This window comes from Jiangella alba (genome assembly GCF_900106035.1).
Lineage (GTDB): Bacteria > Actinomycetota > Actinomycetes > Jiangellales > Jiangellaceae > Jiangella > Jiangella alba.
This window is the reverse complement of sequence record NZ_FNUC01000003.1, coordinates 1,038,802-1,064,715: the sequence shown is the minus strand read 5'-3', so window position 1 is coordinate 1,064,715 and position 25,914 is coordinate 1,038,802. Positions and strand designations below refer to the sequence as shown.

At 69.7% G+C, this 25,914-nt stretch carries 19 protein-coding genes; 16 read left to right on the top strand and 3 right to left on the bottom strand.

Going from position 1 to position 25,914, the window contains the following annotated elements:
* Window positions 1–37 precede the first annotated feature (37 nt).
* From BLV02_RS07550 to BLV02_RS07540, 3 genes are all read left to right on the top strand, one after another.
* Window positions 38–961 carry a carbohydrate ABC transporter permease gene (locus tag BLV02_RS07550; RefSeq protein WP_069111070.1) on the top strand — a complete coding sequence of 308 codons (924 nt, stop codon included), beginning with the start codon at window positions 38–40 and terminating at the stop codon, window positions 959–961.
* A complete protein-coding gene (locus tag BLV02_RS07545) occupies window positions 954–1,904 on the top strand; it encodes a carbohydrate ABC transporter permease (protein WP_216094180.1) in 951 nt (316 codons plus the stop codon). The genes BLV02_RS07550 and BLV02_RS07545 overlap by 8 nt, the downstream gene beginning before the upstream one ends.
* A gap of 224 nt (window positions 1,905–2,128) precedes the next feature.
* Window positions 2,129–4,123 carry an NHL repeat-containing protein gene (locus BLV02_RS07540; RefSeq protein WP_069111071.1) on the top strand — a complete coding sequence of 665 codons (1,995 nt, stop codon included), beginning with the start codon at window positions 2,129–2,131 and terminating at the stop codon, window positions 4,121–4,123.
* Window positions 4,124–5,002: 879 nt separating this feature from the next.
* Here BLV02_RS07540 and BLV02_RS07530 read toward each other — a convergent pair.
* Window positions 5,003–6,202 (bottom strand): alpha-D-ribose 1-methylphosphonate 5-triphosphate diphosphatase, encoded by a 1,200-nt coding sequence (locus tag BLV02_RS07530; RefSeq protein WP_069111073.1) that lies wholly within the window; start codon window positions 6,200–6,202, stop codon window positions 5,003–5,005.
* Window positions 6,203–6,309: 107 nt separating this feature from the next.
* On the opposite strand from BLV02_RS07530, the gene BLV02_RS07525 reads away from it, so the two are divergent.
* From BLV02_RS07525 to BLV02_RS07495, 7 genes are all read left to right on the top strand, one after another.
* Complete coding sequence (locus tag BLV02_RS07525; RefSeq protein WP_069111074.1) at window positions 6,310–8,379, top strand: alkaline phosphatase D family protein; 2,070 nt, start codon at window positions 6,310–6,312, stop codon at window positions 8,377–8,379.
* Window positions 8,380–8,520: 141 nt separating this feature from the next.
* Window positions 8,521–9,201 carry a phosphonatase-like hydrolase gene (locus tag BLV02_RS07520; RefSeq protein ID WP_069111075.1) on the top strand — a complete coding sequence of 227 codons (681 nt, stop codon included), beginning with the start codon at window positions 8,521–8,523 and terminating at the stop codon, window positions 9,199–9,201.
* A 32-nt stretch (window positions 9,202–9,233) separates the two neighbouring features.
* Window positions 9,234–10,199, top strand: a complete 966-nt coding sequence (locus tag BLV02_RS07515) for a phosphate/phosphite/phosphonate ABC transporter substrate-binding protein (RefSeq protein WP_069111076.1) — start codon at window positions 9,234–9,236, stop codon at window positions 10,197–10,199.
* 5 nt (window positions 10,200–10,204) lie between these two features.
* Window positions 10,205–10,975: a phosphonate ABC transporter ATP-binding protein gene (phnC, locus tag BLV02_RS07510; protein ID WP_069111077.1), complete on the top strand. Its 771-nt coding sequence runs from the start codon at window positions 10,205–10,207 to the stop codon at window positions 10,973–10,975.
* Window positions 10,975–12,576, top strand: coding sequence for a phosphonate ABC transporter, permease protein PhnE (gene phnE, locus BLV02_RS07505; protein WP_069111078.1), 1,602 nt, complete (start codon window positions 10,975–10,977; stop codon window positions 12,574–12,576). The genes phnC and phnE overlap by 1 nt, the downstream gene beginning before the upstream one ends.
* Window positions 12,555–13,601, top strand: a complete 1,047-nt coding sequence (locus BLV02_RS07500; RefSeq protein ID WP_216094182.1) for an alcohol dehydrogenase catalytic domain-containing protein — start codon at window positions 12,555–12,557, stop codon at window positions 13,599–13,601. The genes phnE and BLV02_RS07500 overlap by 22 nt, the downstream gene beginning before the upstream one ends.
* Window positions 13,598–14,731 carry a TIGR03364 family FAD-dependent oxidoreductase gene (locus tag BLV02_RS07495; protein WP_069111079.1) on the top strand — a complete coding sequence of 378 codons (1,134 nt, stop codon included), beginning with the start codon at window positions 13,598–13,600 and terminating at the stop codon, window positions 14,729–14,731. Before BLV02_RS07500 ends, BLV02_RS07495 begins: the two co-directional genes overlap by 4 nt.
* On the opposite strand, the gene BLV02_RS07490 is transcribed toward BLV02_RS07495, so the two are convergent.
* Together BLV02_RS07490 and BLV02_RS07485 are read right to left on the bottom strand one after the other, a co-directional pair.
* Complete coding sequence (locus tag BLV02_RS07490; RefSeq protein WP_069111080.1) at window positions 14,728–15,447, bottom strand: GntR family transcriptional regulator; 720 nt, start codon at window positions 15,445–15,447, stop codon at window positions 14,728–14,730. The two genes, BLV02_RS07495 and BLV02_RS07490, sit on opposite strands and share 4 nt — an antisense overlap.
* A 316-nt stretch (window positions 15,448–15,763) precedes the next feature.
* Window positions 15,764–18,919: an NPCBM/NEW2 domain-containing protein gene (locus BLV02_RS07485; protein WP_069111081.1), complete on the bottom strand. Its 3,156-nt coding sequence runs from the start codon at window positions 18,917–18,919 to the stop codon at window positions 15,764–15,766.
* A gap of 322 nt (window positions 18,920–19,241) precedes the next feature.
* On the opposite strand from BLV02_RS07485, the gene BLV02_RS07480 reads away from it, so the two are divergent.
* From BLV02_RS07480 to BLV02_RS07455, 6 genes are all read left to right on the top strand, one after another.
* On the top strand, window positions 19,242–20,489 hold the full coding sequence (locus tag BLV02_RS07480) for an ROK family protein (RefSeq protein WP_069111082.1): 1,248 nt from the start codon (window positions 19,242–19,244) through the stop codon (window positions 20,487–20,489).
* Window positions 20,490–20,492: 3 nt separating this feature from the next.
* The gene (locus BLV02_RS07475) at window positions 20,493–21,785 is read left to right on the top strand and encodes an ABC transporter substrate-binding protein (RefSeq protein ID WP_069111083.1); all 1,293 of its coding nucleotides are present in this window, start codon (window positions 20,493–20,495) and stop codon (window positions 21,783–21,785) included.
* Between the two features lie 127 nt (window positions 21,786–21,912).
* Complete coding sequence (locus BLV02_RS07470; protein WP_218133496.1) at window positions 21,913–22,740, top strand: carbohydrate ABC transporter permease; 828 nt, start codon at window positions 21,913–21,915, stop codon at window positions 22,738–22,740.
* Window positions 22,733–23,593: a carbohydrate ABC transporter permease gene (locus tag BLV02_RS07465; protein ID WP_069111084.1), complete on the top strand. Its 861-nt coding sequence runs from the start codon at window positions 22,733–22,735 to the stop codon at window positions 23,591–23,593. Before BLV02_RS07470 ends, BLV02_RS07465 begins: the two co-directional genes overlap by 8 nt.
* Complete coding sequence (locus BLV02_RS07460; protein WP_216094183.1) at window positions 23,559–24,641, top strand: Gfo/Idh/MocA family protein; 1,083 nt, start codon at window positions 23,559–23,561, stop codon at window positions 24,639–24,641. Before BLV02_RS07465 ends, BLV02_RS07460 begins: the two co-directional genes overlap by 35 nt.
* The gene (locus BLV02_RS07455) at window positions 24,638–25,696 is read left to right on the top strand and encodes a Gfo/Idh/MocA family protein (protein ID WP_069111086.1); all 1,059 of its coding nucleotides are present in this window, start codon (window positions 24,638–24,640) and stop codon (window positions 25,694–25,696) included. Before BLV02_RS07460 ends, BLV02_RS07455 begins: the two co-directional genes overlap by 4 nt.
* The last annotated feature ends 218 nt before the right edge of the window (window positions 25,697–25,914 follow it).

Genomic DNA, 25,914 nt, shown 5'->3' with positions numbered 1-25,914 from the left:
GCGCGGCGCTCCGCGCCACGTCCGGAGGAGAAACGCAATGAAAACGCACACCGCAGTGCGGCCGGTTGCCTCGCCTCCGGGGTCACGGCCGGCACGGCCTCGACGCTCCTGGTGGGGCCCGCTCTTCGCGCTGCCACACTCGTCCGGCCTTGTCGTCTTCGTCGTCATCCCCGCCGGGATGGCGCTGGTGATGAGCCTGTACAGCTGGCCACTGCTCGGCGAGATCTCGTTCCTCGGCATCGACAACTACACCCGCATCCTGTCCGACCCGATCTTCAGGGTTGCTGTCGTCAACACGGTTGTCTACGTGCTCGGCTTCACGGTGCTCAACGTTCTTGTCGCGCTCGGGCTCGCAGCATGGCTCAGTCCACGGATACGCGGGCGTCATGTGTTCCGGGTGATCTTCTTCATTCCCGCGGTCACGCCGATCGTGGCCAACGTCGTGGTCTGGCGACTCATCTATCAACCAGGCGGATTACTCGATCAGGCCGCGGCTCCCGTCATGGGGGATGAGTCTCTCGACGTTCTGAACCAGTCCGAGCTGGCGATGCTCGCGATCATCGTGATGAGCGTGTGGCAGGGTTTCGGCTACAACATGCTCGTGTTCTCGGCCGCGCTCGACGCGGTGCCCGAGAGTCTCATCGAGGCGGCACGCATCGACGGCGCCTCGGCGTGGCAGACCTTCTGGCGCGTGCGCTTCCCCATGATCGGGCCGGCGGTCTTCTTCGGGGTGACGATGACCCTGATCAGCTCGTTCCAGGTGTTCATCCAGCCGTTCATCCTGACGAGAGGCGGGCCAGGATCTTCGACGATGACGCTGGTGCTCTACCTCTACCAGAGCGGCTTCGGGAACCAGAATCTTGGACTCGCCGCGGCCGCCGGCACGATCATCCTCGTCATCATCCTGCTGGTCACGGCCGCACAGTTCGCTGGTGAGAAGAAGTGGGTCAACTATGACTGACGATGCCATGCGCCCGGGCGACGACGGACCGGCCGTCGGCGCCGTCGCCGTCGCGTCGCCGCAAGACGTAGCGGGCGTCGCCGGGCCAGCGGCGGCGGACCGCCGCGTGAGCACACGCACGCCAGGCTGGCGCTCGATCGTCGAATACGTCCTCCTGGTCACGGTGGCGGCGATCTTTCTCGTACCGCTCGTCTACATGGTGACGACGTCACTGAAGCCACCGGACGAGGTCTTCTCGACGCCGCCGTCGCTGTTCGGGTCTGAGCTGCGCTGGCAGAACTATGTCGAGACGTTCGAGTACGCACCGTTCGGCCGGTACCTGATGAACAGCCTGCTCGTAGCCGTGCTCGGCACCGTGCTGAATGTCACGGTCGCGGTGCTCTCGGGTTACGCCTTCGCGAGACTGCTCTGGCGTGGGCGAACGGCTACCTTCGGCGTGTTCCTCATGACGATGATGCTGCCGCAGGAAGTCATCGTCGTGCCGCTCTTCGTCATCATGCAGAGGCTCGGCTGGGTGAACAGCTACCAGGCGCTCATCGTGCCGCTCGGGTTCGCCGCGTTCGGCGCGTTCCTGCTGCGGCAGTTCTACCTGACCGTACCGCGCGAGCTCGACGAAGCGGCCAGGGTCGACGGTGCCAGCGTGCCTCGCGTGTTCGCCTCGATCGTGCTGCCACTCGCACGCCCGACGGTCGCGGTGCTCGCCGTCTTCACGTTCATCGGCTACTGGAACGCGTTCATGTGGCCACTCATCATCGTGAACGACGTCGGCGCCTACGGCACGGTGCCGCTTGGGCTGCAGTCGTTCCTCGGCCAGCAGGGCAGTCAGTGGCATCTCGTCATGGCGGCCTCCACGGTTTCGATGCTGCCGATGATCGCCCTCGTCATCGCCCTGCAGAAGCACCTGGTGAGTGGGGTGATGGCGAGTGGTTTCGGCGGGCGTTGATGCTTGGTGTCGCCGAGTCCCCCGCAGCGACACGTCCGGCCGTGAGCAAACGCGCCCGGTGACCTGTCGGTCCACGCCACGAGGCCCAGGTGCTGCTCGGTGGCGCAGCAGCTGCCCGATGGATCGGGGCAGGCCACGGACAGCACCTCACTCCTCGGTACCTCCGAGGTTGATCTTTCAGTAGTCGACCGCGCAGCAGCGCGCAGAACAGAACGGAGTCCACCATGCCTTCCGAGTTCGTCTATCCGCGACGTCAACTGCTCAAGCTGGGGGCGATCGGCGGGCTGGCGGCCGCCACGGCCGGCGTTCTGCCGGTGCGGGCCGAGGCTCGGCCACCGGAGATCGAGGTGACCGAGCTCGGTCCCGGCGTCAGCCCGTTCAGCCTGGCCAGTGGGGTCGTCGTCGGTGACACGATGTACGTCGGCACCCGCACCAACATCCCGATTCGCGTGGTCGGCCTGCACCTGCCCACCGGTGAGATCCGCAGCGTCTCGCCAATCGGCGGCAGGCTTACCACCCAGGCCCTCGTCGGCGACAAAGAAGGACGGTATGTCTACGCCGCCGCTCGCTGGAGCGGAGACGCCAACGAATCCAACTTCAGCCGGATCGACCTCTCGGATCCGGACAGTCCCGTGGTCGAGCCCCTGGCGCAGATCACTCAGTGGGACCCGCTGGCGATCACCATCTCCCCCGACGGCCTCGTCGTCATGACCGGCGCCACCGATGCGGGGAAGCTGCACTGCTACGACCCCGCGACGGGGACGTTGGGCGATCTCGGCACGCCCGACCCGAGCGCGGTGTGGGGACGCAGCATCGCTGCCACTGCCGACACCGTCTTCCTGGGCACCCGGAGTAGTGTGCCCGGCAGCTCCGCGACCCGCGCCGATCTGTTCGCGGTCGACCGCGCCACTGGGGCGGCACGTTCGATTCTGCCACCGGAGTTCGCGCCCGAGCCCGAGCTGCGCTCCATGGCTGTCATCGACGGACTGCTGGTCATCACGACCGGGCGCAAGATCGCCTTGCTCGACCTGGCCGATCTCTCGTCGTACCGCTACTTCGATGCGCCGCGGCCAGCGGGTCGTCATCCCGTGGGTCGCGACGGCAAGATCTGGTTCGGGGGATTGGTGATCGGCGAGCTCGACGTTGCCACCGGTGCGTTTCGTGATCTGCTCCCGGACGGCATCACCTACGGGGAGATCTGGGGCATGGGCCTTCGCGACGGGATGGTCGTCGGCGCCTCGGGGATGGGACACGTCGTCGAGATCGACCCGGTGGCGAACACCGGCCGCTACTTCGACCTCGTCGCCGCAGGTGCCCCGGTCGAGCCCCAGCAACCGATGTCAGTGCGCGCCGCCGGGCGGTACGCCTACGTCGGAGGCACCAACGCCATCGCACGCCATGATCTGCAGACCGGCGAGATCGTCAATGTGATCTTTCGTGGCGAGGCCAAGGACATGCGCATCCTCGACGACGTCGTCTACACCTGCCAATACAGCGATGTCGGCCTACTGCGGTATGACCCCAAGACGGACGGCGTCGACCCCAAGCTGGTCGCGCCGCTTCCTCCTGGTCACAACCGCCCCAGCGTGATGCACTGGGACGAACCGAGCGGCTCGCTGCTGATCGGTGGCCAGTCCGACACGTTGGGCGGGGGCTCGCTGATGACCTTCGACCCGGCTTCACTGGAATACAGCTGGGTGATCAATCCGCTCGGTGACACCCAGTGGGTCCGCGCTGTCACGACGTCCGGCCAGCAAGGTGACGACATCGTCTACCTCGGCGGGCAGACGGCCGACAATTCGGCCGGCTCGATCGTGGCCTGGAATCGGCGCACCAGCACCGAGATCTGGCGGGTCGAACCACAGGCGCGATCGACCGGCGTCTTCGGCCTGGCCGTCTTGCGCCGCCACCTCTATGCGATGTGCTCGCGCGGCGACTTCCTGGTCCTCGATCGCTTCACGGGACGGGTCATACACCGCGCCAATCATGCCGATCTCGCCATCGGCATGACCACCTTGGAGACCCATCGGGGCAAGGTGTACGCCACCTCGGCCGACGCGGTGTTCCGCTTCAGCCCAACCCGCTTCACTGTCGAGCCGATCGTCAGCGGCCTCAACGTCCCGTGGTACGGAATTCCACGGTCTGACCGGCATCCCGAATCCGGCGACTTCTTCACCCTCAAGGATCGCCAGCTGATCCGGATCTCGATTCAGGGCTGACGCGGGTCACGCCAAGGCTTGGACAGCGCCCTCCGCCAGCACGGTGATCGTCGAAGATCATCGACCGTCGGAGGGCGCTGTTGAACGCTCCGGGTTTGCTGCCGCGCTCGTCTGAGGTGAGCGGATGAGCGTCATGTTGAAGTGGATCGATCCGGAGCTGTGTGCTCTCCTCGTGGTAGGTCGCTTGGAAGCGATGACGGGTGGCCACGACAACCGGGTGGCCTGTGCCCGCCGTGAGGTCGTCGTCGTCGTCGGGCAGCGGGTGCCCGACTCAGATGCGATCGAAACGGCCCGTGGCCGCCACCAGGCGAGCGTATGGAACCCCCGATCTTCGACGAACACCGTGCCACCGAGCCGACGTCTGTCACGCCGCCGCATCCGGCCAGCTGACCCGCGGGCAGAGTCAACTCCCAATACAACGGACAGCGCGTCGACGGCAGGCCCGGCAGCACCTGGCGGCCAGTCGCGAGCCGGAACACGGGCGAAGACGTCGTCTGTCCCAGTAGGCGCCCCGCGCCCGGCCAATCGGACGCGGGGACTTGGTCATCTACTCGGCGGGGACCGGGCCCGAGATGACCCGTCTCTCCCTCGATTCCCACGAATGGACGATGTCCAGATCAGAACGCAGGCGGAAGATCCGCTGAGACCTCGCCGTGTACGCCTCGAGTAGGAGATCCTCGTCTGCAATTCGCTCCCCACCGTGAAGCAGCCGCCACAGCCCATCGCCGAGGTCGACCGGCGCGACATCGCGATCCTGACGGACGGAGCTGTGCAAGCGGCACCGCCGCCTGCTTCACGCCGAGCACCCGATGCGACACCATCTCGGCCGGGCATCGCGATGACGGGCGTCGGGGGCTACCGATGGATCACAGACGGTGATCAGCTACGCACAGCTCGATGGCCTCGTACATGTCCCGCCCGAGTGACCCAGTGGACGATCGGGTGGGGCGCGGACAGGTCGGCCAGGACGAGGTCGGCGCGCCGGCCCGGTATGAGCTGTCCGCGGTCGTGCAGCCCGACGGCGGCTGCCGGGCCGGCGGTGACGAGACCGACGGCGGCGGGCAGGGGGACGGTGCCGGCCCGCGCGAGCTGGACGGCGGCCGGCAGCAGCGCCGCCGGGAGGTAGTCCGACGCCAGGACGTCGACCAGCCCGGCCGCGGCCAGCTCGGCCGCCGACACGTTACCGGCATGCGACCCGCCGCGTACGACGTTGGGCGCGCCGGCCACGATCGCCAGCCCGCCGGCCCGAGCACGTTCGGCGGCGACCCTGGTGGTCGGGAACTCCGCCACCCGGCCTCCGCGCGCGATCAGCGCGTCGACGTCGTCGGCGGTCGCAGGGTCGTGTCCCCAGAGCTGGATCCGCCCGGCCCGGGCCAGAGCGCCCAGCCAGTCGAGCGTCTCGTCGCGGACCGTCACGGCCCGGTCGCGGCTTGTCCGCCACCAGGCGACGTGTTCGGCTGCCTGCTCCGGGGACATCCGCTCGCCGACCTCCAGCCAGCGCTGCATGGTCCGCGGGTCGGCGTACTGGCCCTGTCCCGGCGTGTGGTCCTCGTGCGACACGACCGGGATCTCACCCGCCGGTAGCGAGGCCAGGCGCTGCTCGAGTTGCGCGCGTCCGGCCGGGCACCGCTGGTCCAGCCGGTGCAGCACCCGATGGTCGGCCACCGGGCCCGCGGCGGCGTCGACGACGGGCGCGAGCTCGGGCGCGCGGGGCGAGTCGATCGGGACCCCGACGGCGCTGCGCTCCTGGTACGCCAGACCGTGAAAGGCGGTCGTGATGCCGGCGGCGCGCAGCCGGGCCCCGGCCGAGGCGATCGCGAAGTCCAGGTCCAGCGAGGCGCCGGGCCGCGGGTGGCACTCGCGGCCCAGGGTGTCGTTGTGCACGTCGACCAGGCCGGGCAGCAGGTGCAGCCCGCCGCCGTCGACGTCCGTCACGGCGCCGGGAGGGTGCGGCGCGACCTCGACGATGACACCGTCGCGCACCACGACGCGGGCGTTCCGCACCACCCGGCCGGGCAGCACCGCGTCGACGTGGCCGAGGTCGTAGTCGGCCGGTGTGGTCAGCAGCCAGGTCCGCATGGGCATCGATGCTGTCCGGACAACCCGTCCAGAAGATGAACGACGGTTCCCTCCGGGTTCACCTGGAGCGCCCGGCTCGTTACCGGCGATGCCGAACGCTGCGGACCATGACCCCATCGCAGGATGTCACCGACACCGTCCGCCGCCGCACCTTCATCGGCGGCGCCGCTGCCGCCGTCGCCGCCGGGACCGTGGCGCAGGCGACGCCGGCCGCCGCCCAGACCGCTCCCGCGCTGACCGCCGCCGTACTGGAGTTCCGCGACCAGTGGACCGGTGCGACCGGACTGGCCGAGCTGCTGCGGCGCGCCGGCATGACCGTCGTCGACCTCGACCTGACGCGGCCGGCGACCGGTCAGCCCACCCGCGTCGACCTGATCGCGTTCGGCTCGTTCACCAACAACGCCCGCCCCTACCTCGACTACGTGGCCGCCCAGACCGCCTCGCTGCGTGACTTCGTCGCCGCGGGCGGCACCGTGCTGGAGCTGACCCAGTCCGACCAGTTCGGCCCGACGGTGGCGTATCTGCCCGACACCATGTCGGTGCAGCGCACCGACCCCGACAGCAGCACCATCCACCCGATCGCGGCCGATCACCCGCTGCTGGCCGGCCTGCGCACCAGCGGCGGCCTGATCTTCCCCGGCCGCACCGGCTTCCCGACCAGCTACGAGAACCTCGGCGAGTGGCGAGGCGTGCGCGTCCTCGCCGCGGTGGAGGCCGACGGCGCACCGCCGGCCTTGGTCGAGGGCGCCCACGGCGCAGGCCGCTTCGTCGCCGCCAGCCTCACCGTCGACAAGTGCTGGGACGCCACCGGCACGGCTCGCCAGTCGGCCGAGGCGATCGCCGACAGCGAGGCGTTCTTCGCCAACGTGGCGGCCTATGTCGGCACGGTCCGGGCCGGCACCGCGCGGGCGGTCGTTCCCACCCCGATGCCGCCGCAGCCGCCGACCGGCCCGCTGATCGGCCACGTCGACGAGAGCAGCGCCCGGATCTGGGCACGTCCCGGTGTCGACCCGGCCGAGCACCCGATGTGGACCTGCACGCTGGCATACGGGCGGCAGCGTCGCCGCACCCGGGCGCTCATCGCCACCGACCGCGACGACACCCTCCTCTTCGACGTCACCGGCCTGAAGCCCGGCACCGAGTACATCGTCGAGATCGCCCCCGACGGCGAGGCCGGCGACCTCCAGCCCATGCGCGGCAGCTTCACCACCGCTCCCCCGGCGGGCCGCCCCACCGTGACGACCATGGGGTTCGGCTCGTGCGCCCCGTCCGTCCCGGACGCGGTGTGGGACCGGGCCCGGCTGGTCGGCTGCGACGGGTTCGTGTTGCTGGGCGACACGCCCTACGTCGACAGCACCAACCTCGGCGTGGCCCGGCAGAAGCACCGTGTGTTCCTGCAGCAGCCGCAGCTCGCCGGGCTGATCTCGTCGATGCCGGTGTGGGGCACCTGGGACGACCACGACTTCGGCGGCAACGACGTGCACGGCGACCTCGTCGGCAAGGCGAACAACCGGCGCGCGTTCGCCGACTACCGAGCCAACGCGAGCTTCGGCCACGGCTCCGACGGCGCCGTGCTGACCAGCCCGCTCGACGGCGAGGGCATCTACACGCACTTCCGGCGCGGCCCGGTCGAGGTGTTCCTGCTCGACCCCCGCTGGTTCAGCCGCACCGAGCCGAGCTGGGCCGACCCGGCGCAGCCGACCTGCCTGGGCACGGTCCAGTGGGACTGGTTCCGCACCGTGCTCTCCGAGTCCGACGCCCCGTTCAAGGCCATCGCGACCGGTCTCATCTGGGACGACAAGCAGAACTCCGAGAAGGACGACTGGGGCACGTACTTCTACGAGCGCGAAGCGATCTTCGACTTCATCCGCGACGAGCAGATCGCCGGCTGCTTCCTCATGGGCGGCGACATCCACGTCTCGCGGGCGCTGAACTACGGCCCGCGCGTCGGCTACGACCTGTGGCAGTTCATCGTCAGCCCGCTGCACGGCTCGACCATCCCGAGCCTGAACGTGCCGCACCCCGCGCTGGTCCACTCGGCGGTGGAGCCGAACGTGTTCCTCAAGCTGGTCGCGGACACCACCGTCAAGGACCCGACGCTGACGGCGACCTGGATCAACCGGGCCGGCCGGGAGATCTTCGCGGTCGAGCGGGTCGCCTCTCAGATGGGTCACTGACCCGCCCGGCGCTGTCCGGACAACCTGGACAGAAGCTGAACGACGGTTCGCCCCGCGTTCACCTCGAACGCGGGGCTCGTTCCCCCTGGTGCCGAAGCCTCGATACCAGCGCCCGCTCACCCGGCCTCGAAAGGATCGTCCATGATCACACCGCGGTTCCCGCTCGTCTGCCTGGACATGGCCGGCACCACCGTCCGCGACGACGGCGCGGTCATGGCCGCGTTCGCGCGGGCCCTGGACGCCGCCGGCATCGAGGAGGGCACGCCGGAGCGCGAGCAAGCCACCGCCTACACGCTCGAGACGATGGGCCAGTCGAAGATCGAGGTGTTCCGTGCCCTGACGGGCGACGAGCCGGCGGCCCAGCGTGCGAACTCCGCGTTCGAGGCCGCCTATCTCGACTCGCTCGGCCATGGCGGCGCCGTGTCCGTCGACGGTGCCGAGGAGACGATCCGTGCGCTCCAGGACGCCGGGGCCAAGGTGACGCTGACCACGGGCTTCTCGGCCGGGACCCGTGACGCGCTGCTCGAGGCCCTCGGCTGGCGGGAGCTCGCCGACCTTGCGCTGTCGCCGTCGGACGCCGGCCGCGGCCGTCCCTACCCGGACCTGGTGCTCACCGCGCTGATCCGCTGCGCCGTCGACGACGTCCGGCAGGTCGCCGTCGCCGGTGACACCACGTCCGACCTGCTCAGCGGACACCGGGCCGGCGCAGGGATCGTCGCGGGCGTCCTCAGTGGCGCGCACCGCGAGGCCGACTTCGCCACCGTCCCGCACACCCACGTGCTCGGCTCCGTCGCCGAGCTCCCGGCGCTGCTCGCCACCTGACTGCCGTACCGACCATCGGATTCGAGGACACCATGACCACCACCACTCCCCGACGGCTGCTGGCCGGCGCCGGCATCGTCGGGCTGCTCGCCCTCGCCGGCTGCTCCGGCGACGACGCGGCCGAGGCCTCCGGCGACGGTGGCTTCCCGTCGACCCTCGTGCTGGGCGCGATCCCGGCGGAGAACTCCACCGACCTCGCCGCCGGATACGACCCCATCGTGGCCATGCTGGAGGCCGAGACCGGCGCCGAGGTGGAGGTCAGCCAGGCCTCCGACTACGCCGGCGTCATCGAGGGCCTCATCGCCGGCAACGTCGACATCGCCTTCCTCGGCTCGTTCGCCTACGTCATCGCGACCGAGAACGACGCCGCCATCACGCCGCTCGGCGCGGTCACCGCCGCGAAGGACGAGGAGCCCGGTTACTTCTCCTACGGCATCACCCAGGCCGGGAACACCGAGATCGACGACCTCGCGGACTTCGCCGGCAAGGACGTCTGCTTCGTCGACCCCGGCTCGACGTCCGGGTTCCTGTACCCGAGCGCGGGGCTGATCGAGGCCGGCGTCGTCACGTCCGCAACCGAGAGCGCCATGTCCGAAGCGCTCAACCCGATCTTCGCCGGCGGCCACGACGCCTCCGCCCTCGCGGTCAAGAACGGCGACTGCGATGCCGGGTTCGCCATGAAGAGCATGGTCGAGCGCACCCTGATCGAGAGTGGCGAGCTCGCCGAGGGCGAGTTGAAGACGGTCTGGGAGTCGCCGCAGATCTCCGGCTCGCTGTTCGTCGCCCGCGACGGCCTGGGCGAGGACGTGGTCGCCGAACTGACCACACTGCTGACCGAGAAGGCCAACGCGGACCACCTGCTCGCCGAGGGCTTCTGCGAGGGTGACTGCCTGCTGACCGACGAGGACGCATGGGGCGTCAAGCCCGCGACCGACGCCGACTACGACGGCGTGCGCGAGGTCTGCCGGCTCACCGAGTCCGAGGCCTGCGAGGGCTGAGCGGCATGAGCACCGTCATCAGCACCCGCGGCCTGGTCAAGCGGTTCGACGCCGTCACCGCCGTCGACGGGGTCGACCTCGACGTCCGAGAGGGCGAGCTGGTCGTCCTGCTCGGCCTGTCCGGGTCAGGCAAGTCCACGCTGCTGCGCTGCCTCAACGGCCTGCACCCGGTGACCTCCGGCGAGGTCGTCGTCGACGACATCGCCGTGCACCGGGCGCGGGCCGCGCAGCTGCGGCGGCTGCGCACCGACGTCGGCTTCGTGTTCCAGCAGTTCAACCTGATCGGGCGGCTCAGCTGCCTGGAGAACGTGCTCATCGGCGCGCTCGGCCGGGTCCGCGGCCCGCGGTACGGGCTGCTCAGCTGGTCCGCCGCGCACAAGCGGGAGGCGATGGGACACCTGGAGCGCATCGGCCTGGCCGACCAGGCCTACCAACGCGCCGACACCCTCTCCGGCGGGCAGCAGCAGCGGGTGGCGCTGGCCCGGACCCTGATGCAAGGGCCGCGGCTGCTGCTGGCCGACGAACCGGTCGCGTCGCTGGACCCGGAGAACGCCGGCACCGTCATGGACCTGCTGCTGCGGGTCTGCCGCGAGGAGCGCCTGACCGTCGTGTGCACGCTGCACCAGGTCGACCTCGCGCTGGGCTGGGCGCACCGGCTGGTCGGGCTGCGGGCCGGCCGCAAGGTGCTGGACCGCGCCGCCCACGGCGTCACCCGGGCCGAGGTCATGGACGTCTACCGGCGGCTGGAGCCGGGCAGCGACGAGCTGGCGGCCTGATGGGCGCGCTCGCCCCGCCGCGGCTCACCGGCCCGGCCGGCACCGGGACACCCCGACGGCCGCCGCGGCGGCGACGGCACGCGCCGGGCGCCCTCGCGATCGCCGGCATCGTCGCCGCCGCGGTGTCGTGGTGGTACCTGGAGTTCTCCCCCACGCAGCTCATCGACGGCGCCGGCGCGGTCGGCCGGCTGCTGGAGCGGATGCTGCCGCCCGTTGTCGACGACCCCGGCCGCACCGCCGACCTGGTGCTCGAGACCCTGCTCATGGCGCTGCTGGGCACCGTCATAGCGACCGTGCTGTCCGTGCCGCTGGCGTTCCTCGCCGCACGCAACACCACCCCGCACCCGGTGGTCATGGCCGTGGCGCGGGGCGTCATCACGTTCTGCCGCGCCGTCCCCGACCTCGTGTTCGCCGTCGTGCTGGTGCGTGCGATGGGCATCGGCGTGCTGGCCGGTGTGCTCGCCCTGGCGCTGCACTCGATCGGCATGCTCGGCAAACTGTTCGCCGACGCGATCGAGGAGATCGACGAGGGACCGCGCGAGGCCGTCCGCAGCACCGGTACGGGCCGGCTGTCGGTCCTGGTCAGCGGGGTCGTCCCGCAGGTGGTACCGGCGTGGATCGGCACCTTCGTCTACCGGGTCGACATCAACCTGCGCACGTCGGTCGTCCTCGGCTTCGTCGGCGCCGGTGGCATCGGGTTCGCGCTGCAGAGCTCGCTGCGCAGCCTGTCCTACGACTCCGCGCTCGGCATGGTGCTGGCGATCCTCGCCGTCCTGGCCGCCATGGAGGTCGCCGCCGTCGGCGTGCGCCGGCTGCTGCTCCAGCCCGCGCCCAGGCACCCGCGGCGCGAGCGCGTCGCCCGGTGGGCCTTCGGACTCGGCCTGCTGGCCGCGACGGCCGGTGCGTTCTGGTGGCTGCGGATCAACCCGCTGACGATGATCACCTCCGTCCCCGACATCGCCGCCGCGGCCGGGCGCCTGCTGCCGCCGGACTTCGGCCTCGCCGGCGACCAACTCTGGGACGCCGTCCTGCAGACGTTGGCCATCGGCGCGCTCGCGACGGCGGGCGGCATCGTGCTGTCCATCCCGCTCGGCCTGCTGGCCGCCCGGACCGTGACACCGCACCCGCTCGTCGCCTGGACCGCCCGGGGCGCGATGCTGGCCGTCCGCAGCGTGCCCGAGCTCATCCTGGCGGTCGTGTTCGTCGCGGCCGTCGGGCTCGGGCCCGTCGCCGGCGTCTGCGCCCTGGGCATCGGCTCGATCGGCTTCCTCGGCAAACTCGTCGCCGACGCCGCCGAGGAGATCGACCTCGGCCCCGTCGAGGCCGTGCGCGCCGTCGGCGGCGGCTGGTGGCAGGTGCTGTTCTCCGCCGTCATCCCGCAGCTGATGCCGAACCTGATCGGCTCCTCGCTGTACCTGCTCGACGTCAACATCCGGCACTCGACCGTGCTCGGCATCGTCGGCGCCGGCGGCGTGGGCTTCCTGCTCTACGAGTCGGTCCGCACCCTGAACTTCGAGTTCGCCGGCGCGATCATCCTCATCGTCTTCGCCGTCGTCTACGCCATAGAAAGGCTCTCCGGGTGGATCCGCGCGCAAGTCTGAGCACCGCCCCGACGACGATCGCGGCGGTCTGGCGCGGCGGCACGACCGTGGCGCTCGAACCGGTGCCGCTGCCGTCGCCCGGGCCCGGCGAGCTGCTCGTCGCCGTCGACCTCGCGACCGTCTGCGGCAGCGACCGGCACACCGTCGCCGGACGCCGCGCCGCACCCTGTCCCAGCGTGCTGGGACACGAGGCCGTCGGCCACGTCGTCGCCGCCGGAGTGGGCGCCAGTGCCGCCGTCGGAGACCGGGTGGTGTGGGGCGTGACGGTCGGGTGCGGCCGATGCGACCGGTGCACCGGCGGACGCACCGCCAAGTGCCGGCGGCTGCGCAAGGTGGGTCACGAGCCCTTCGACGGAGCCTGGCAGCTGTCCGGCAGCTACGCCGCCCACGTCCTGCTGCCCGCCGGCGCCACCGTCGTGCCGGTGCCCGCCGCCCTTCCCGACGTACTCGCCGCCCCCGCCGCGTGCGCGACCGCGACCGTGATGGCCGCGCTCGAGGCGGCCGGGCCGCTGGCCGGCGCTCGCGTGCTGGTCTGCGGCGCCGGCATGCTCGGTCTCACCGCCACGGCCGCGGCCGCCGACCGCGGCGCCGCCGCCGTCCTGGTGACAGACGTCGCCCCGGCCCGGCTGGACCTGGCCGGAGACTTCGGCGCGACCCGCACGCTGCGCTCGGACCAGACGCCGCCGGCGGTCGACGTGGCGCTGGAGTTCTCCGGCGCCACCAGCGCCGCCACCACCGCGCTCGGCGCCCTCGACATCGGGGGCCGGCTCGTTCTTGCGGGTGCCGTGACACCGGTCGACACCTTGCCAGTCGACCCGGAGGCGATCGTCCGTGGCTGGCTGACCGTCACCGGCGTCCACAACTACGAACCGCGGCACCTGCGCCAGGCCGTCGACTACCTCACGGCCAGCCGCGAGGCCTGGCCGTGGGAACGGCTGGTCGCACCGGCGGTCCCGCTCGACCGCGTCGGCGCACTGCTCACCCGGCCGCCGCAGCATGAGCCCCGGGCGGCGATCGCGCCGTGAACGTCGACCTCGTCGTCGTGGGTAGCGGCATCGTCGGGCTCGGCCACGCGTTGGAGGCCGCGTCGCGGGGCCTCACCGTCGCCGTCGTCGAACGGGAGGACCGGCCGCTCGGCGCGTCGGTGCGGAACTTCGGCCACGGATGCGTGACCGCCCAGGGTGATCTCGCCTACCCGCACGCGCTGACCAGCCGGGAGCGATGGCTACGGCTCGCCCGCGAGGCCGGGTTCTGGGCCGGTGACACCGGCACGGTCGTCGTCGCCCGTCACGACGACGAACTCGACGTGCTGGAGTCGCTGGCCGCCGAGCGCGCCGGCGAGGGCGTCAGCCTGCTGACCGCCAGCGAGACCGACTTCCGGGCCGGCACCGCCGGTGCCCGCGGCGGCGCCTTCCTGGCCCAGGACATCCGGGTCGACCCACGCGCGGCGGTACCGGCCATCGCACGCCGGCTCGCCGAGCAGCCGGGCGTCACCTTCCGGTGGTCCACCACCGTGCTCGGCGTCGACACGGGCGGGGTCCGCACCAGCCGCGGCGACATCGAGGCCGCCCAGGTCGTGGTGTGCGTCGGCCACGACGTCGACCACCTGTTCCCCGATCTCGCCGCCGCCTCCGGCGTCCGCCGCTGCAGCCTGCACATGCTCCGCGTGGCCGCGCCCGGAACGCGGCTGCCCGAGGCGTCGTCCGCGCCGGCCGTGCTGACCGGGCTCTCCATGCTCAGGTACCCGGCACTGGCCCGCCAGCCGGCCACCGCCAGGATCCGGCAGCGGCTGACCGAGACCCGCCCGGAACTCCTGGAGCTGGGCATGAACCTGATGTTCACCCGGCACCCCGGCGGCGACCTCCTCATCGGCGACACCCACGCCTACGGGCCGAGCGTCGACCCGTTCGCCGCCGAACCCGTCGACCAGCTGATCCTCGACGAGACCGCCCAGCTCCTGGGCGTCGCCGCGCTGCGGGTCCGTGAACGCTGGCGTGGCGTGTACGCCTCAGCGCCCGGCGACTTCCTGGTCAGCCAGCCCGCACCCGGCACCACCGTCGTCAGCGTCACCGCCGGCATCGGCATGACCACCGGCCTCGGCCTGGCCGCCCACGTCATCGACGACCTGCTCGCCGGCCGCCCGCCGACCCCCTAGCTCGGCCCGGCCCCGGCCTCGAAGACGACCCGGATGGCGTCGGCCCGGATCCACCGCTCGGTCAGGTACACCGGCGTCGCGGTGGCCGCGTCCTGGTTGACTGACTCGACGAACCACACCGGAGCGCCCGGACCGATCGCGAGCTCGTCGGCAACCTCCCCGTCAGCGGCCTCCATGCTCGCCCGCACCCAGCGACGCGCCGGCACCACGCCACCGACGTCGCGGACGATCCGGTCCAGCGATTCGACCGACCGCAGCGCCGCCGGCAGCTCCGGCACGGTCTCCGCGGGCACCCACTCGGTGCCCCACGACGCCGGCAGGTCGTCGGTGAACGAGCGACGCTGCAGCCGCCACACCGCGCTCCCCTCGGCCGCATGCAGCTTGTGCGCCACGGCCTGTGGCATCGGCACCTCCACGCAGGAACGCACCACCGTCCGCGGCAGTGCCCCCGCATCCCGCAGCGTCTGACTCCACGACGGCGGCCGCGTGCTCGTGATCGGATAGTCGATCCGCCGCGACGTGAACGTCCCGCGGCCCCGCACCCGCCGGACCAGGAACTGCCGCTCCAGCTCCTGCACCGCAGCCCGCGCCGCCGCCCGGCTCACCCCGAACCTCGCGGCCACCGCCAACTCACCATCGATCTTCGTCCCAGGCGGCAGTGCCGCGATCTCGGCGGACAGGGCCGCAGCGATCTCGCGATACCGACTGGCCGCCACACACCCCACCCTGCCAGCCCCGATGCGCTCCAGGCAACGGACACCTACCACTGAGGCTGAGGGCTGGCGCCGCACCTCGCACAGCTTTGCGCAGTTCTCACCAACGTCACGTTCGTGCCGCTGGAGGTCCCGGACGACCCACTGGACTCGGTGTACCTGGCGCGCAAGGCGGCTAGCAAGCTCGTGGCCGGCGGCGCGGATCCAGCCTGACGGCTGAGCGAGATGAGGACGTATCAGAGCCATGAGGCGTGCCCCCGAGTCCCTGGCCTGCTGCGCGACGCACACGCGCTCGGCCGGGACTCGGGAGACGCGCGCTTTAGTCGTTCGGGACGAGGCGCAGCACTCTCGCGTCCGCCCAGTTGGCGTGGTCGCTGGAGTTCCCGTCGCCGCCGTCGAGGACGCGGAGCACGAGACGTTCGACGCCGAGGAGGCTGAGGTCGATCGTCTTGGGCTCGGTGTACGGCGAACCCCTCATGACTCCGCTGTCGAGCACGACCTCGCCGTCGGCGACGACCTGGAACTGCACCGATCCTCGACCGGCGGCCCCAGGTACGTCGTCGAGACCGACGACGGCTTGGAACCTCGCGTCGGCGGGGTCGAGGTCGTACACGATCTCGGAGGCAGCGTGCGTGCCGATGCCCTTCTCGTAGGCCGTCCCGTTGATCGCGATGGCACCGCCCGAGACCGAACGGTCGTATCCGATCGATCCCCAGCCGATCGTCGCGGAGGCCGGCCGCCGGTCACTCAACCAGACCACCCCGGCACCGTCAGGTAGTGGCTGCTCGTCGACGGTCGACGCCGCGCCTTCCCCCGCCTCGTTCGTCGACGTGACGCGGTAGCTGAAGGGGCCGCCGGCAGCCTCCGAATCGACCCACGTCGAGCCGGTGAGACCTTGAGCAACCACCGTGAAGTCGGTGCTGCCGACCGGCGCCCGCGAGACGTTCGACGTCAGGGCCTGCGCCGACGGCTCCCAGGTGACACCGACGGCATCACCCGTTCGGTAGGCGGCGAGATCGGTGGGCGCATCTGGTACACCGGACGGTGCCGTGCGGAACGTCCGCTCCCCCGCAGGCACAACGAGCCGCTGTCCGGTCTGCGTGTTGATCGCGGTGACCTCCCAGTAGAGGTTGATCCCAGCCGGAACGCCGCCGACTACGGCGCGCGGACCGGGCACGGTCGTCTCGGCGACGATGTCGGTCATGGCGTCGTCGCGCGCGATGACGATGCGGTACTCGTCGGCATTCGCAGACGCCGACCAGGTGAACTCGGTGTCGACCGCGACACCCGTCGCCCCGTCGCTCGGCTGTTCGAGCTCGAAGTCGCCCGGGTGCGTGAGGATGGTGTCGCCGAACACCGACGGGTCGAGCGGCGCGACTGCCTGGGCATTCACCGTCTTCCTGACCGGGATGTCCACAGTCACCGACGACACTGCGTGCCCGTTGTCGTGGCTGTGATCGGCCGGGTACGTGCGGCCGTCGACCTTGATCTGGCGCCATGCGCCCGGGAACTCGATGGTCGTCTGCAGCGGCGAGGCGCCTGCGTTGTGCGTGACGCTGGTCCTCGTGCGACCCTCGTGCCGAACCGCGAGGTCGTGATCGCCGACCGTCACGTGATCGAGCTTCAGCCAGTCGATCTCCCCCGGGAGGTGCGAGCGGACGGCGACTGCGTCGTTCGGCGCGTCCGGTGTGACGCCCGCGATGCCTTCGACCGTGTTCGAGATCATCATGTAGCTGTACTCGGGGTAGTCGCCGTTGCTGCCCTGGGCGCGGTAGACGTGCGGCTTGTCACGCTCACCGATGATGTACTTCATCCACCCCCACGCCTCTTCGTCCTGGCTGTAGCGGTACAGCGCATCGGGGATGTACGTCGCGCCCTCGATGTTCTGCGGCACGTCGTTCTGGTATCCGTCCTGCAGAAAGTCGAGGTAGTCCCAGGTGCGCTTGTCGTCGGGCGGCAAGACCTCCTTGATTGCGAGGATCGCGTTCGGCTCTCGGCTGAAGCCGATCTCCGGCACGTTGCCAGGCCCGCGAGCGGTCACGTACGGCCACGCGCCACGCACGACGCCCCAGTCGGTCGCGATGTAATCCTGGAGGTCGTCGGCCTTCGCTGTGAACTCGTCGGCGAGGGCGGTGTCGCCCTTCAACGCGGCGAACTCGGCGACCGTGGTGAAGGCGCGATACTGCGACGCGATGCCGTCGGCGGCCTCGATGCGGGCCGGGAAGCCCGCGCGCTCGTCGTAGCTCGCGGCACCGTCGAAGATGCCGTGACCGGTACCTTCAGCGACGCCGTTCGGGATGTGGTCGTCGTGGAGCTCGATGAAGTCGGTGACGGCCTTCTCGTAGTACTGCCAGAGGACCGGATCGTTGAGGTAGTCCTCGTCGCCTGTCCAGGCGTACTGCTGGCCTGCCTCGTGGACGAGCTCGAAGACTGCTGGCACCTCGCGCACGAAGAAGTCGTCGCTCTTGTAGTCGACCGTGTACGGACTGCCGTCGAAGTTGAGGGCCCAGAGCGGGTACCACTTGCGCGATTCGTTCGCGGTGGAGGCGAATGCCTTCAGCATCGACTTGTTCTCCTCGTCGAGGCCGAGGAGGTGGGCGCCTTCGGCCTGGTGGACGAAGTCGCGGGAGTAGAACGCCGTGCGGTTGGCGTAACCGGCCCAGTACGACGGGATGTAGTCGACCATTTCGGCGTTGGGCGGTGTGGCCCCGACGACGTTCACCGGCCCTGACCTGCCGGTCTGCACATGCAGGTTGGCGCGCCACTTCGACCAGTTGAAGGCATCGACCAGCTCACTCGAGGAGCTGTCGATCGTGATCGTCTTCTTCTCGAACCGCACGGCAGCGGTCCACCAGGTGACGTTTCCGAACGCGTCGGTGACCTTGAACCTGTGCGGCTTCCTGAAGTTGACGCCGTTGCTCGGATCAGGCGAGATCGTCGAACCGGCCGGCAGGGTCACGTCCGGCGTGAGGTTCAGGACGTTCGACTCATAGGGCATCTGGAACTCGACGGTGTGCGCCTCGTGGTCGATCGCCGTCTCGCCCTGCTGGCCCGGGACCTCGAATCCGAGGATCGAGCGTGTGTCGCGGATGAGCGACACATCGTCGAGGTTGGTCCAGCCGTTCCCGCCGGTGAACGCGACCTCGACGACGTCGCCGGCTTCGAGGTTCACGCTGGTCTCGTATCGGGAGTAGGACGGCTGGCCCGGAAGGTCGACCTTGCCGAGCATCTCGCCGCCGGGGTGCCTGACGCCGAACTCGCCGCCGGTCGCGCTGGTGGCGATCCAGGCCGCCGCCGTGTAGGTGCCGGACTCGGCGATCTCAACGGTCTGATACGCCTGGTCCTCGGCATGCTGGTCGAGGTACGCGAGCTTCGAGCCCGAGTGCGGGTTGTTGGACGCAACGCCTGCCGATCCTGCGAACGTCCATGCTTCGCCGCCCGCCTCGAATCCACCGTCCACCAGCAGCGATGGCATCTCGGTAGCGGACGCGGCGGGAGCCGCGACAGCGCCAGCCGTCAACGTCAGCACTGCGATTCCGGTGATGGCCGCGGCGCGTCTTCGCGCGCCAGTTCTTCGTGCCGACATCGCTCTCCTCCTCGAGGGAACCTGGGAACTCCGTACGTGCTGAAGCCGATTTCAGATCTGCGGTCGGGGTCGGCACCGTGGCACGCGCCGGGGAGCCGCGTCAACCCCTGAGGCCTAAATAATGCAACGGTATTGCGTAACCCGATTGCGCAGCTTATGGTGCGATGCACTGCGATTTCGCAACGGTGTTGCAGTTTGATGAGGAGACTCGATGACGTCCGCGAACGACCATGACCGCGAGATGGCAGCGGTCCGCGACCGGAACACAGGCGCCTGCGTCAAGGCCCTCCGCGCACGCGGCGTCGCCACGCCCGGTGAACTCGTCACCGCCACCCGCCTGTCTCGGCCGACCGTCGAGAGCATCCTCCTGAACCTCAGCGGCCTCGGTGTCGTCTCGCTCGACGAGTCGGCGTCGCCGACGAAGGCGGGTCGACCGGCCAGGCGATTCGTGTTCGAAGCGGGGGCGGCCTACGTCGTCGGGATCGATCTCGGGCTGGACGCGGCTCGTGCCCTTCTGAGCGACCTCACCGGATCGATCCTCGCGAGCGTGGAACGCAGCATCGATCCCGGTACCGACGGGTTCGGCAGACTCGATCTCGTCTCAGCCCTGGTCGAACAGCTCTGCGGTGTCGCCGAGATCAACGTGACAGCCGTCCGGAGCGTCGTGGTCGCGGTGACCGGCATCGTCGACCGGCAGGGCCGGATGACCCTGTCGGACCTCGTACCCGAATGGAACGGGGTCGATCTCGCGGCCAGACTGTCCCAACAACTCTCTTGTGCTGTCGGCGTCGAGAACGATGTGAAGGTCGCCGCGGTCGCCGAGCACCACGCCGGCACCGCGCGACTGGTCGATGACGTGGTCTTCGTCAAGGTCGACCGTTTCGTGAGCGCAGCCATCGTGATCGGCGGTCGCCTGCACTCCGGGCGCCGGTCGGCAGCCGGTGAGATCGGTCGGCTGGAGTCTGCCGGCCGCGAGATCGAGCTCCCCTCGGACCGCGATCTTCTCGACGAGCGCATAGAACTGGTCGCACGAGCGGATGCGAACGATCAGGTTGCCGAGCAACAGCTCACCGACTACACCCGCCGCCTCGCCCGATCCGTCGGCCTGGTGGCGCTCACGGTCGATCCGGACCTCGTCGTCATAGGCGGCCATGTCTCCGAGATCGGCGATCCCTTGCTACGGCGTGTCAGGGCGCAACTCGCCGAGCTCGCCGGCCGCGCGGAACTCCCGACCATGGCTCTCTCCGCGCTCGGAGGACGAGCGGTTTCGATAGGGGCACTCGTCCGAGCGCTCGACCTCGTCGCCCACCCGCTGTACGGCGTGGACGTCGATGCGCCGCAGATCAGCGTGCCGGATCGGCCCACGCTGCCCGTACGCGAAGCCATCGACGACATCACTGTCCATTCGGCCACCACACGTCCCGGCATCGGAGCCGGTCGATCCTCGAAAGTGAGCTGAACCATGAAGCGAATCCCCACCAGGCTCGCGTTGGCAGCGGCCGCCGCCACGCTGTTCGCCCTCGCCGGGTGCTCCGGTACCGACACCGCCGACAGCGCCGGCAGCGCTGCCTCGTCGGATACCGAAGCCGAGATCACCTACGCGATCTGGGACAAGAACCAGGTCGAGGCGATCGAGCAGAACATCGCGGACTTCAACGAGGAGTACCCGAACATCACCGTCAAGATCGACGTGACGCCGTGGGAACAGTACTGGACCAAGCTCCAGACCCAGGCGTCGAGCAGCACCCTGCCCGACCTGTTCTGGATGAACGGCCCGAACTTCCAGCTGTACGCGTCGAACGATCAGCTCGAGCCGGTCGACTCAATCATCGAGGCGAGCGACCTCGATCCCGCGAACTATCCCGAGGCGCTCAACGAGCTGTACTCGTTCGACGGCGCGCAGTACGGCGTGCCGAAGGATTTCGACACCATCGCCCTCTGGTACAACACCGAGATCCTGGAGCGCGCCGGCGTCGAAGCTCCGACCGCGGACTGGACCTGGGACGATTTCCGCGCAGCTGCCAAGCAGATCAGTACCACCCTCGGCGGCGAGGGCATCTACGGCGTCGCCCCGTGGCTCACGAACGGGCAGTCCGCGTACTACAACACGATCCTGCAGGCCGGCGGCGAAATCATCTCGTCCGACGGCGCATCGAGCGGGTTCGACTCGCCCGAGGCGATCGCCGGCCTGCAACTCTGGGCCGACCTCATCGCCGACGGCTCGAGCCCGACCCTGCAGCAGTTGTCCGACACCGACGCACTCGCGTACTTCTCGAACGGCAAGGCAGGCCTGTACTGGTCGGGCACCTGGGACGTCGCCCCGCTCGCCGAAAGCGCCGTCGCCGACAAGATCGTCGTCGCTCCGCTCCCGCAGGACCAGCGCCGCGCGACCGTGATCCACGGTCTCGCGAACGTGGTGTCGGCGGACAGTGCGAACAAGGCTGCCGCACAGGCATTCCAGGCCTTCCTCGGCTCGCAGCAGGCCCAGCAGACGCAAGCCGAGATGGGTGCGGCGAACCCGGCGTTCAATGACACACAGGCAGCGTTCGTCAACTCGGTCCCCGGGTTCAACCTGCAGGTCTTCCTGGACGCGGCGGCCGACTACTCGTTCCCGTACCCCGTCTCGCAGAACACGTCCGCGTGGACGCAGCTCGAAGCGGAACTGCTCCCGCAGGCCTTCTCGGGTGAGCGACCCGTCGCCGAGGTCGCGCAGGAGCTCGCCGAGAAGATGAACGAAGAGCTCGCGGACGAATGACCATCGCGATCCGATCCGCGGCCGATGAGGGCGCTGCCCTCATCGGCCGCGGGGGCGACGGAGCGTGCCGCCTGGTGGCTCGACGCGGGCGGACGGCTGGTGGCCGTGGCTGTTCGTGCTACCGACGGTGATCGGCGTCCTGACGTTCTACATCTGGCCGATCGTGAAGACCGGCTACCTGAGTTTCACCGAAACCGGTCCGTTCGGCGGTGCGACGTGGGCGGGCACCGAGAACTATGCCGAACTCGTCAGCGACGAGCACGTGTGGCTCGCGGTCGGGAACACCGTCGTCTACACCGCGATCGTGCTGCTCGGCATCCCGATCGCCCTGGGACTCGCGAGTCTGGTGAACCGGCCCGGTCTGCGCTGCGCACGCCTGTTCCGGGTGTTGTTCTTCATGCCGTACATCGCCATGCCGACCGCCATCGCCCTCGTGTGGCGGATCATCTACAACGGCGACTTCGGCATCCTCAACTGGTTCCTCGGCCTCTTCGGGATCGACGGACCGTATTGGACCTCGACCCCCGGCTTCGCCATCGTCGCGGTCGGCGTCGTCGGCCTGTGGTCGTCGCTCGGATTCGGTCTCATCATCTTCAGCGCGGGACTGCAGGGAATCTCCACCGAGTACTACGAAGCCGCTCAGCTCGACGGCGCTACCCGATGGATACAGTTCCGCAAGATCACGGTGCCCCTGCTGACTCCGAGCATCTTCTTCGTCACCGTCATCTCCGTGATCAACGGATTCCAGCTGTTCGACCTGCTCTACGCGATCATGGGCAACGCGAATCCGGCGACCGCGAGGTCGCAGTCGCTCGTCTACATCTTCTACAACCAGGCGTTCATCCAGCAGAACCAGGGGTATGCGGCCGCGATCGCCATGCTGATTCTCGTCGTCATCGGCGTCGTGACCTGGTTCCAGTTCCGGTTGCAGCGAAGGTGGGTCAACTATGTCTAGCGTCAGCTCGACGGTGGTGTCGCGAAGGCGGTCGTCCAAGCGCCAATCCAACACGGGCGCCTACATCGTCCTTTCGATCGCGGCCTTCGTCATGGCCTTTCCGTTCGTGTGGCAGCTCATCATGTCGCTGTCGACCGAACAGGAGGTCACGAGCGTGCCGCCCACGTTCTGGCCCGCTCGGTTGCAGTTCGACAACTACACCGAGGTGTTCGACACCATCCCGTTCCTCAACCAGCTCGGCGTCTCAATCGCCTACACAGCGCTGAGGGTCACAGGCCAGGTGGTGCTGTGCTCGCTCGCCGGCTACGCATTCGCGCGCATGCGCTTCGCGGCGAAGGGGATCCTCCTCGGCCTCATCCTGTCGATCCTGATGGTTCCGAGCCAGGTCTACCTCATTCCACAGTTTCAGTTGGTCCAGGGACTGGGTCTGCTGAACACGGTCTGGGGCATCGCACTGCCAGGCGTCTTCAGTGCGTTCGGTGTCTTCCTGATGCGGCAGTTCTTCATGAACCTGCCCGTGGAACTCGAGGAGGCCGCACGCCTCGACGGCGCGAACCCGTTCCAGGTCTTCTGGCGGATCATGCTCCCGCTCGCCGGTCCGGCGATCAGCGCGCTCGTCATCCTCACCACGCTCGCGTCGTGGAACGACCTGCTCTGGCCGCTCGTGGTCACTACGTTCGCCGAGCGCATGCCACTGGCCGTGGGGCTCGCGACGATGCAGGGCACGTATCAGACGGACTACACGCTGATGATGGCCACGAGCGTGCTCGCGATGGCTCCGGTACTCATCCTGTTCGTCATCCTGCAGCGCCGCGTCGTTGCCGGGCTCGCGTTCACCGGGACCAAGGGCTGAGTCCACCGGCCCGAAACTCACCGCACTCACCTCGAAGGGCAGTCACCCCATGCTCCACACTCCACCTCGCGTCGGGCTCGTCGGCGCGGGCGGCATCAGCCACGCGCATGCACCGGGCCTCCTCGAACTCGGCGCATCGGTCACTGTCTTCTCGGAGCACGGCGCGGAAGAGCTCTCCCGGCGCTACGGGTTCACCGTGGCGTCGACGTTCGACGAGCTGCTGGAGCGCAGCGAGGTCGTCGACATCTGCACCCCGACGTCGAGTCACCTCGAGTATGTGGGCGCCGCTCTTGCGGCCGGCCGCCATGTCATCTGCGAGAAGCCTGTCTCGCTCGATCCTGAGGCAGCCGCCGAGCTGGGCCGGACGGCCGAAGCGCGCGGGCTCGGGCTCTTCCCAGCGCACGTCGTACGCTGGTTCCCCGCGTACGTGGCCGCCCAGCGCGCCGTCTCGTGCGGCGAACTGGGCTCCCCCGCGGTGCTGCGGTTCTCGCGGATCGGCGAGTACCCCTCGTGGTCGCAATGGTTCGCCGACGAGCAACACTCGGGCGGCATCGTGGCCGACCAGATGATCCACGATCTCGACATCGCACGCTGGATCGCCGGCGAGGTCGTCGAGGTCTTCGCCACCCGGGTCGCCGACGACACGGCACCGGCGGTATCGGCTCAGGTGCTGCTCACCCACGAGAACGACGCCATCTCCGCCGTGAACGGCATCTGGGGCGCGGCGGGCACCACGTTCCGCACAGCCTTCTCGATCGCCGGCGACCAGGGCATGTTGCGGTACGACTCCACCGAGTCGGGCTCGTTCCGACTCGACGGCGGCAAGGGGGACGGCGGTGCGAGCGACCGGCCCGACAGCAGCTTCACCGAGAGCCCGTACCTGCTCGAACTACGGGAGTTCATCGACGCAGTAAGGGGCGGCGCCACACCCCGCGTCACATGGGCCGACGGCATCAGAGCCGTCGAGATCGCCCTCGCCGCCAACGCCTCGATCGCGACCGGACAGCCCGTCCGCGTCTCCGAGCCCTCCCGAAAGGCCGCCGCATGAACGCCCGTCCGCAGGTCCTCCGTGTCGGCATTCTGTCGTTCGCGCACCCGCACGCGATCTCGTATGCCGGGGTTCTCGCCGCGCGCCCCGACGTACACGTCCGGGCCACCGACCCGGGCGTACATGCCAGCGGCGAAGTGCGCGGTGCCGAGCTGGCCGCCCAACTCGGCGTCGAGTATGCCGACGACGTCGACCAGCTCCTCTCCTGGCAGCCGCATGCCGTCATCGTCACGAGCGAGAACGTACGCCATCGCGAGCACGTCGAACGGGTCGCCGCGGCGGGTGCGCACGTGCTCTGCGAGAAGCCATTGGCCACGTCCGAGCCTGACGCGCGCGCGATCGTCGCCGCTTGTGAACGCGCGGATGTCGTGCTCATGACCGCGTACCCGGTGCGGTTCGCCCCCGAGTTCGTTCGCCTCCTCGAGGTCGTCCGGGCGGGGGAACTCGGGCGGATCCTCTCGGTGAACGGTACGAACAACGGCAAGATCCCGCTCGGCGAGCGCAGCTGGTTCACCGATGCCTCGCTCTCGGGCGGTGGCTCCCTCGTGGACCACGTGGTGCACGTCGCCGATCTGCTCGACGAGCTCTTCGAGGCTCAACCGGCCGACCGTGTGCACGCGGTCGTGAACCGCACCCTGCACGCGGTGCGCCCCGGGATCGACGTCGAGACAGGCGGGCTGGTATCCGTTCGCTACCTGAACGGGGCGACCGCCGTCATCGACTGCTCGTGGAGCCATCCGGACTCGGCGCCCAACTGGGGCGGCCTCACCCTCGAGGTCGTCGGCAGCCGCGGGATCGCCCGCATCGATCCGTTCGCCAAGCATGTCGGCGGTTTCGGTCCCTCCGGCGCGGTGCGACACGACTTCGGCGCCGACATGGACGCCTCGATGCTGGCCGAGTTCCTCGCTGCCGTGCGAGAAGGCCGGTCCGCGCGACCCGATGGACGGGCAGGGTTGCGCTCACTGCAGGTGGTGCTGGCCGCGCAGGCCTCCGTTCAGAGCGGCGGCCCGATCACTCTCGACCAGGTCGAGGAGTTAGGCCGGATCGCGCTCTGAGGCTGAAAGGCCGATGTCCGCCCGACGATCCGGAGCCGATCGCCGAGATCGACCGCGTCATCGTCTGCGGACCGCCATCTCCCGACTCGCCCACCCGCGGTGTCAGGTTCGCTGGCGCCAGGCGAGTGGACCAGGACGATTCGAAGCGACCGGGCACGGCACGACCGCCCGAGAGCAGGCCGAGTGAGCGTCACGCGTGTGCGTCGGCGAACGCAGCA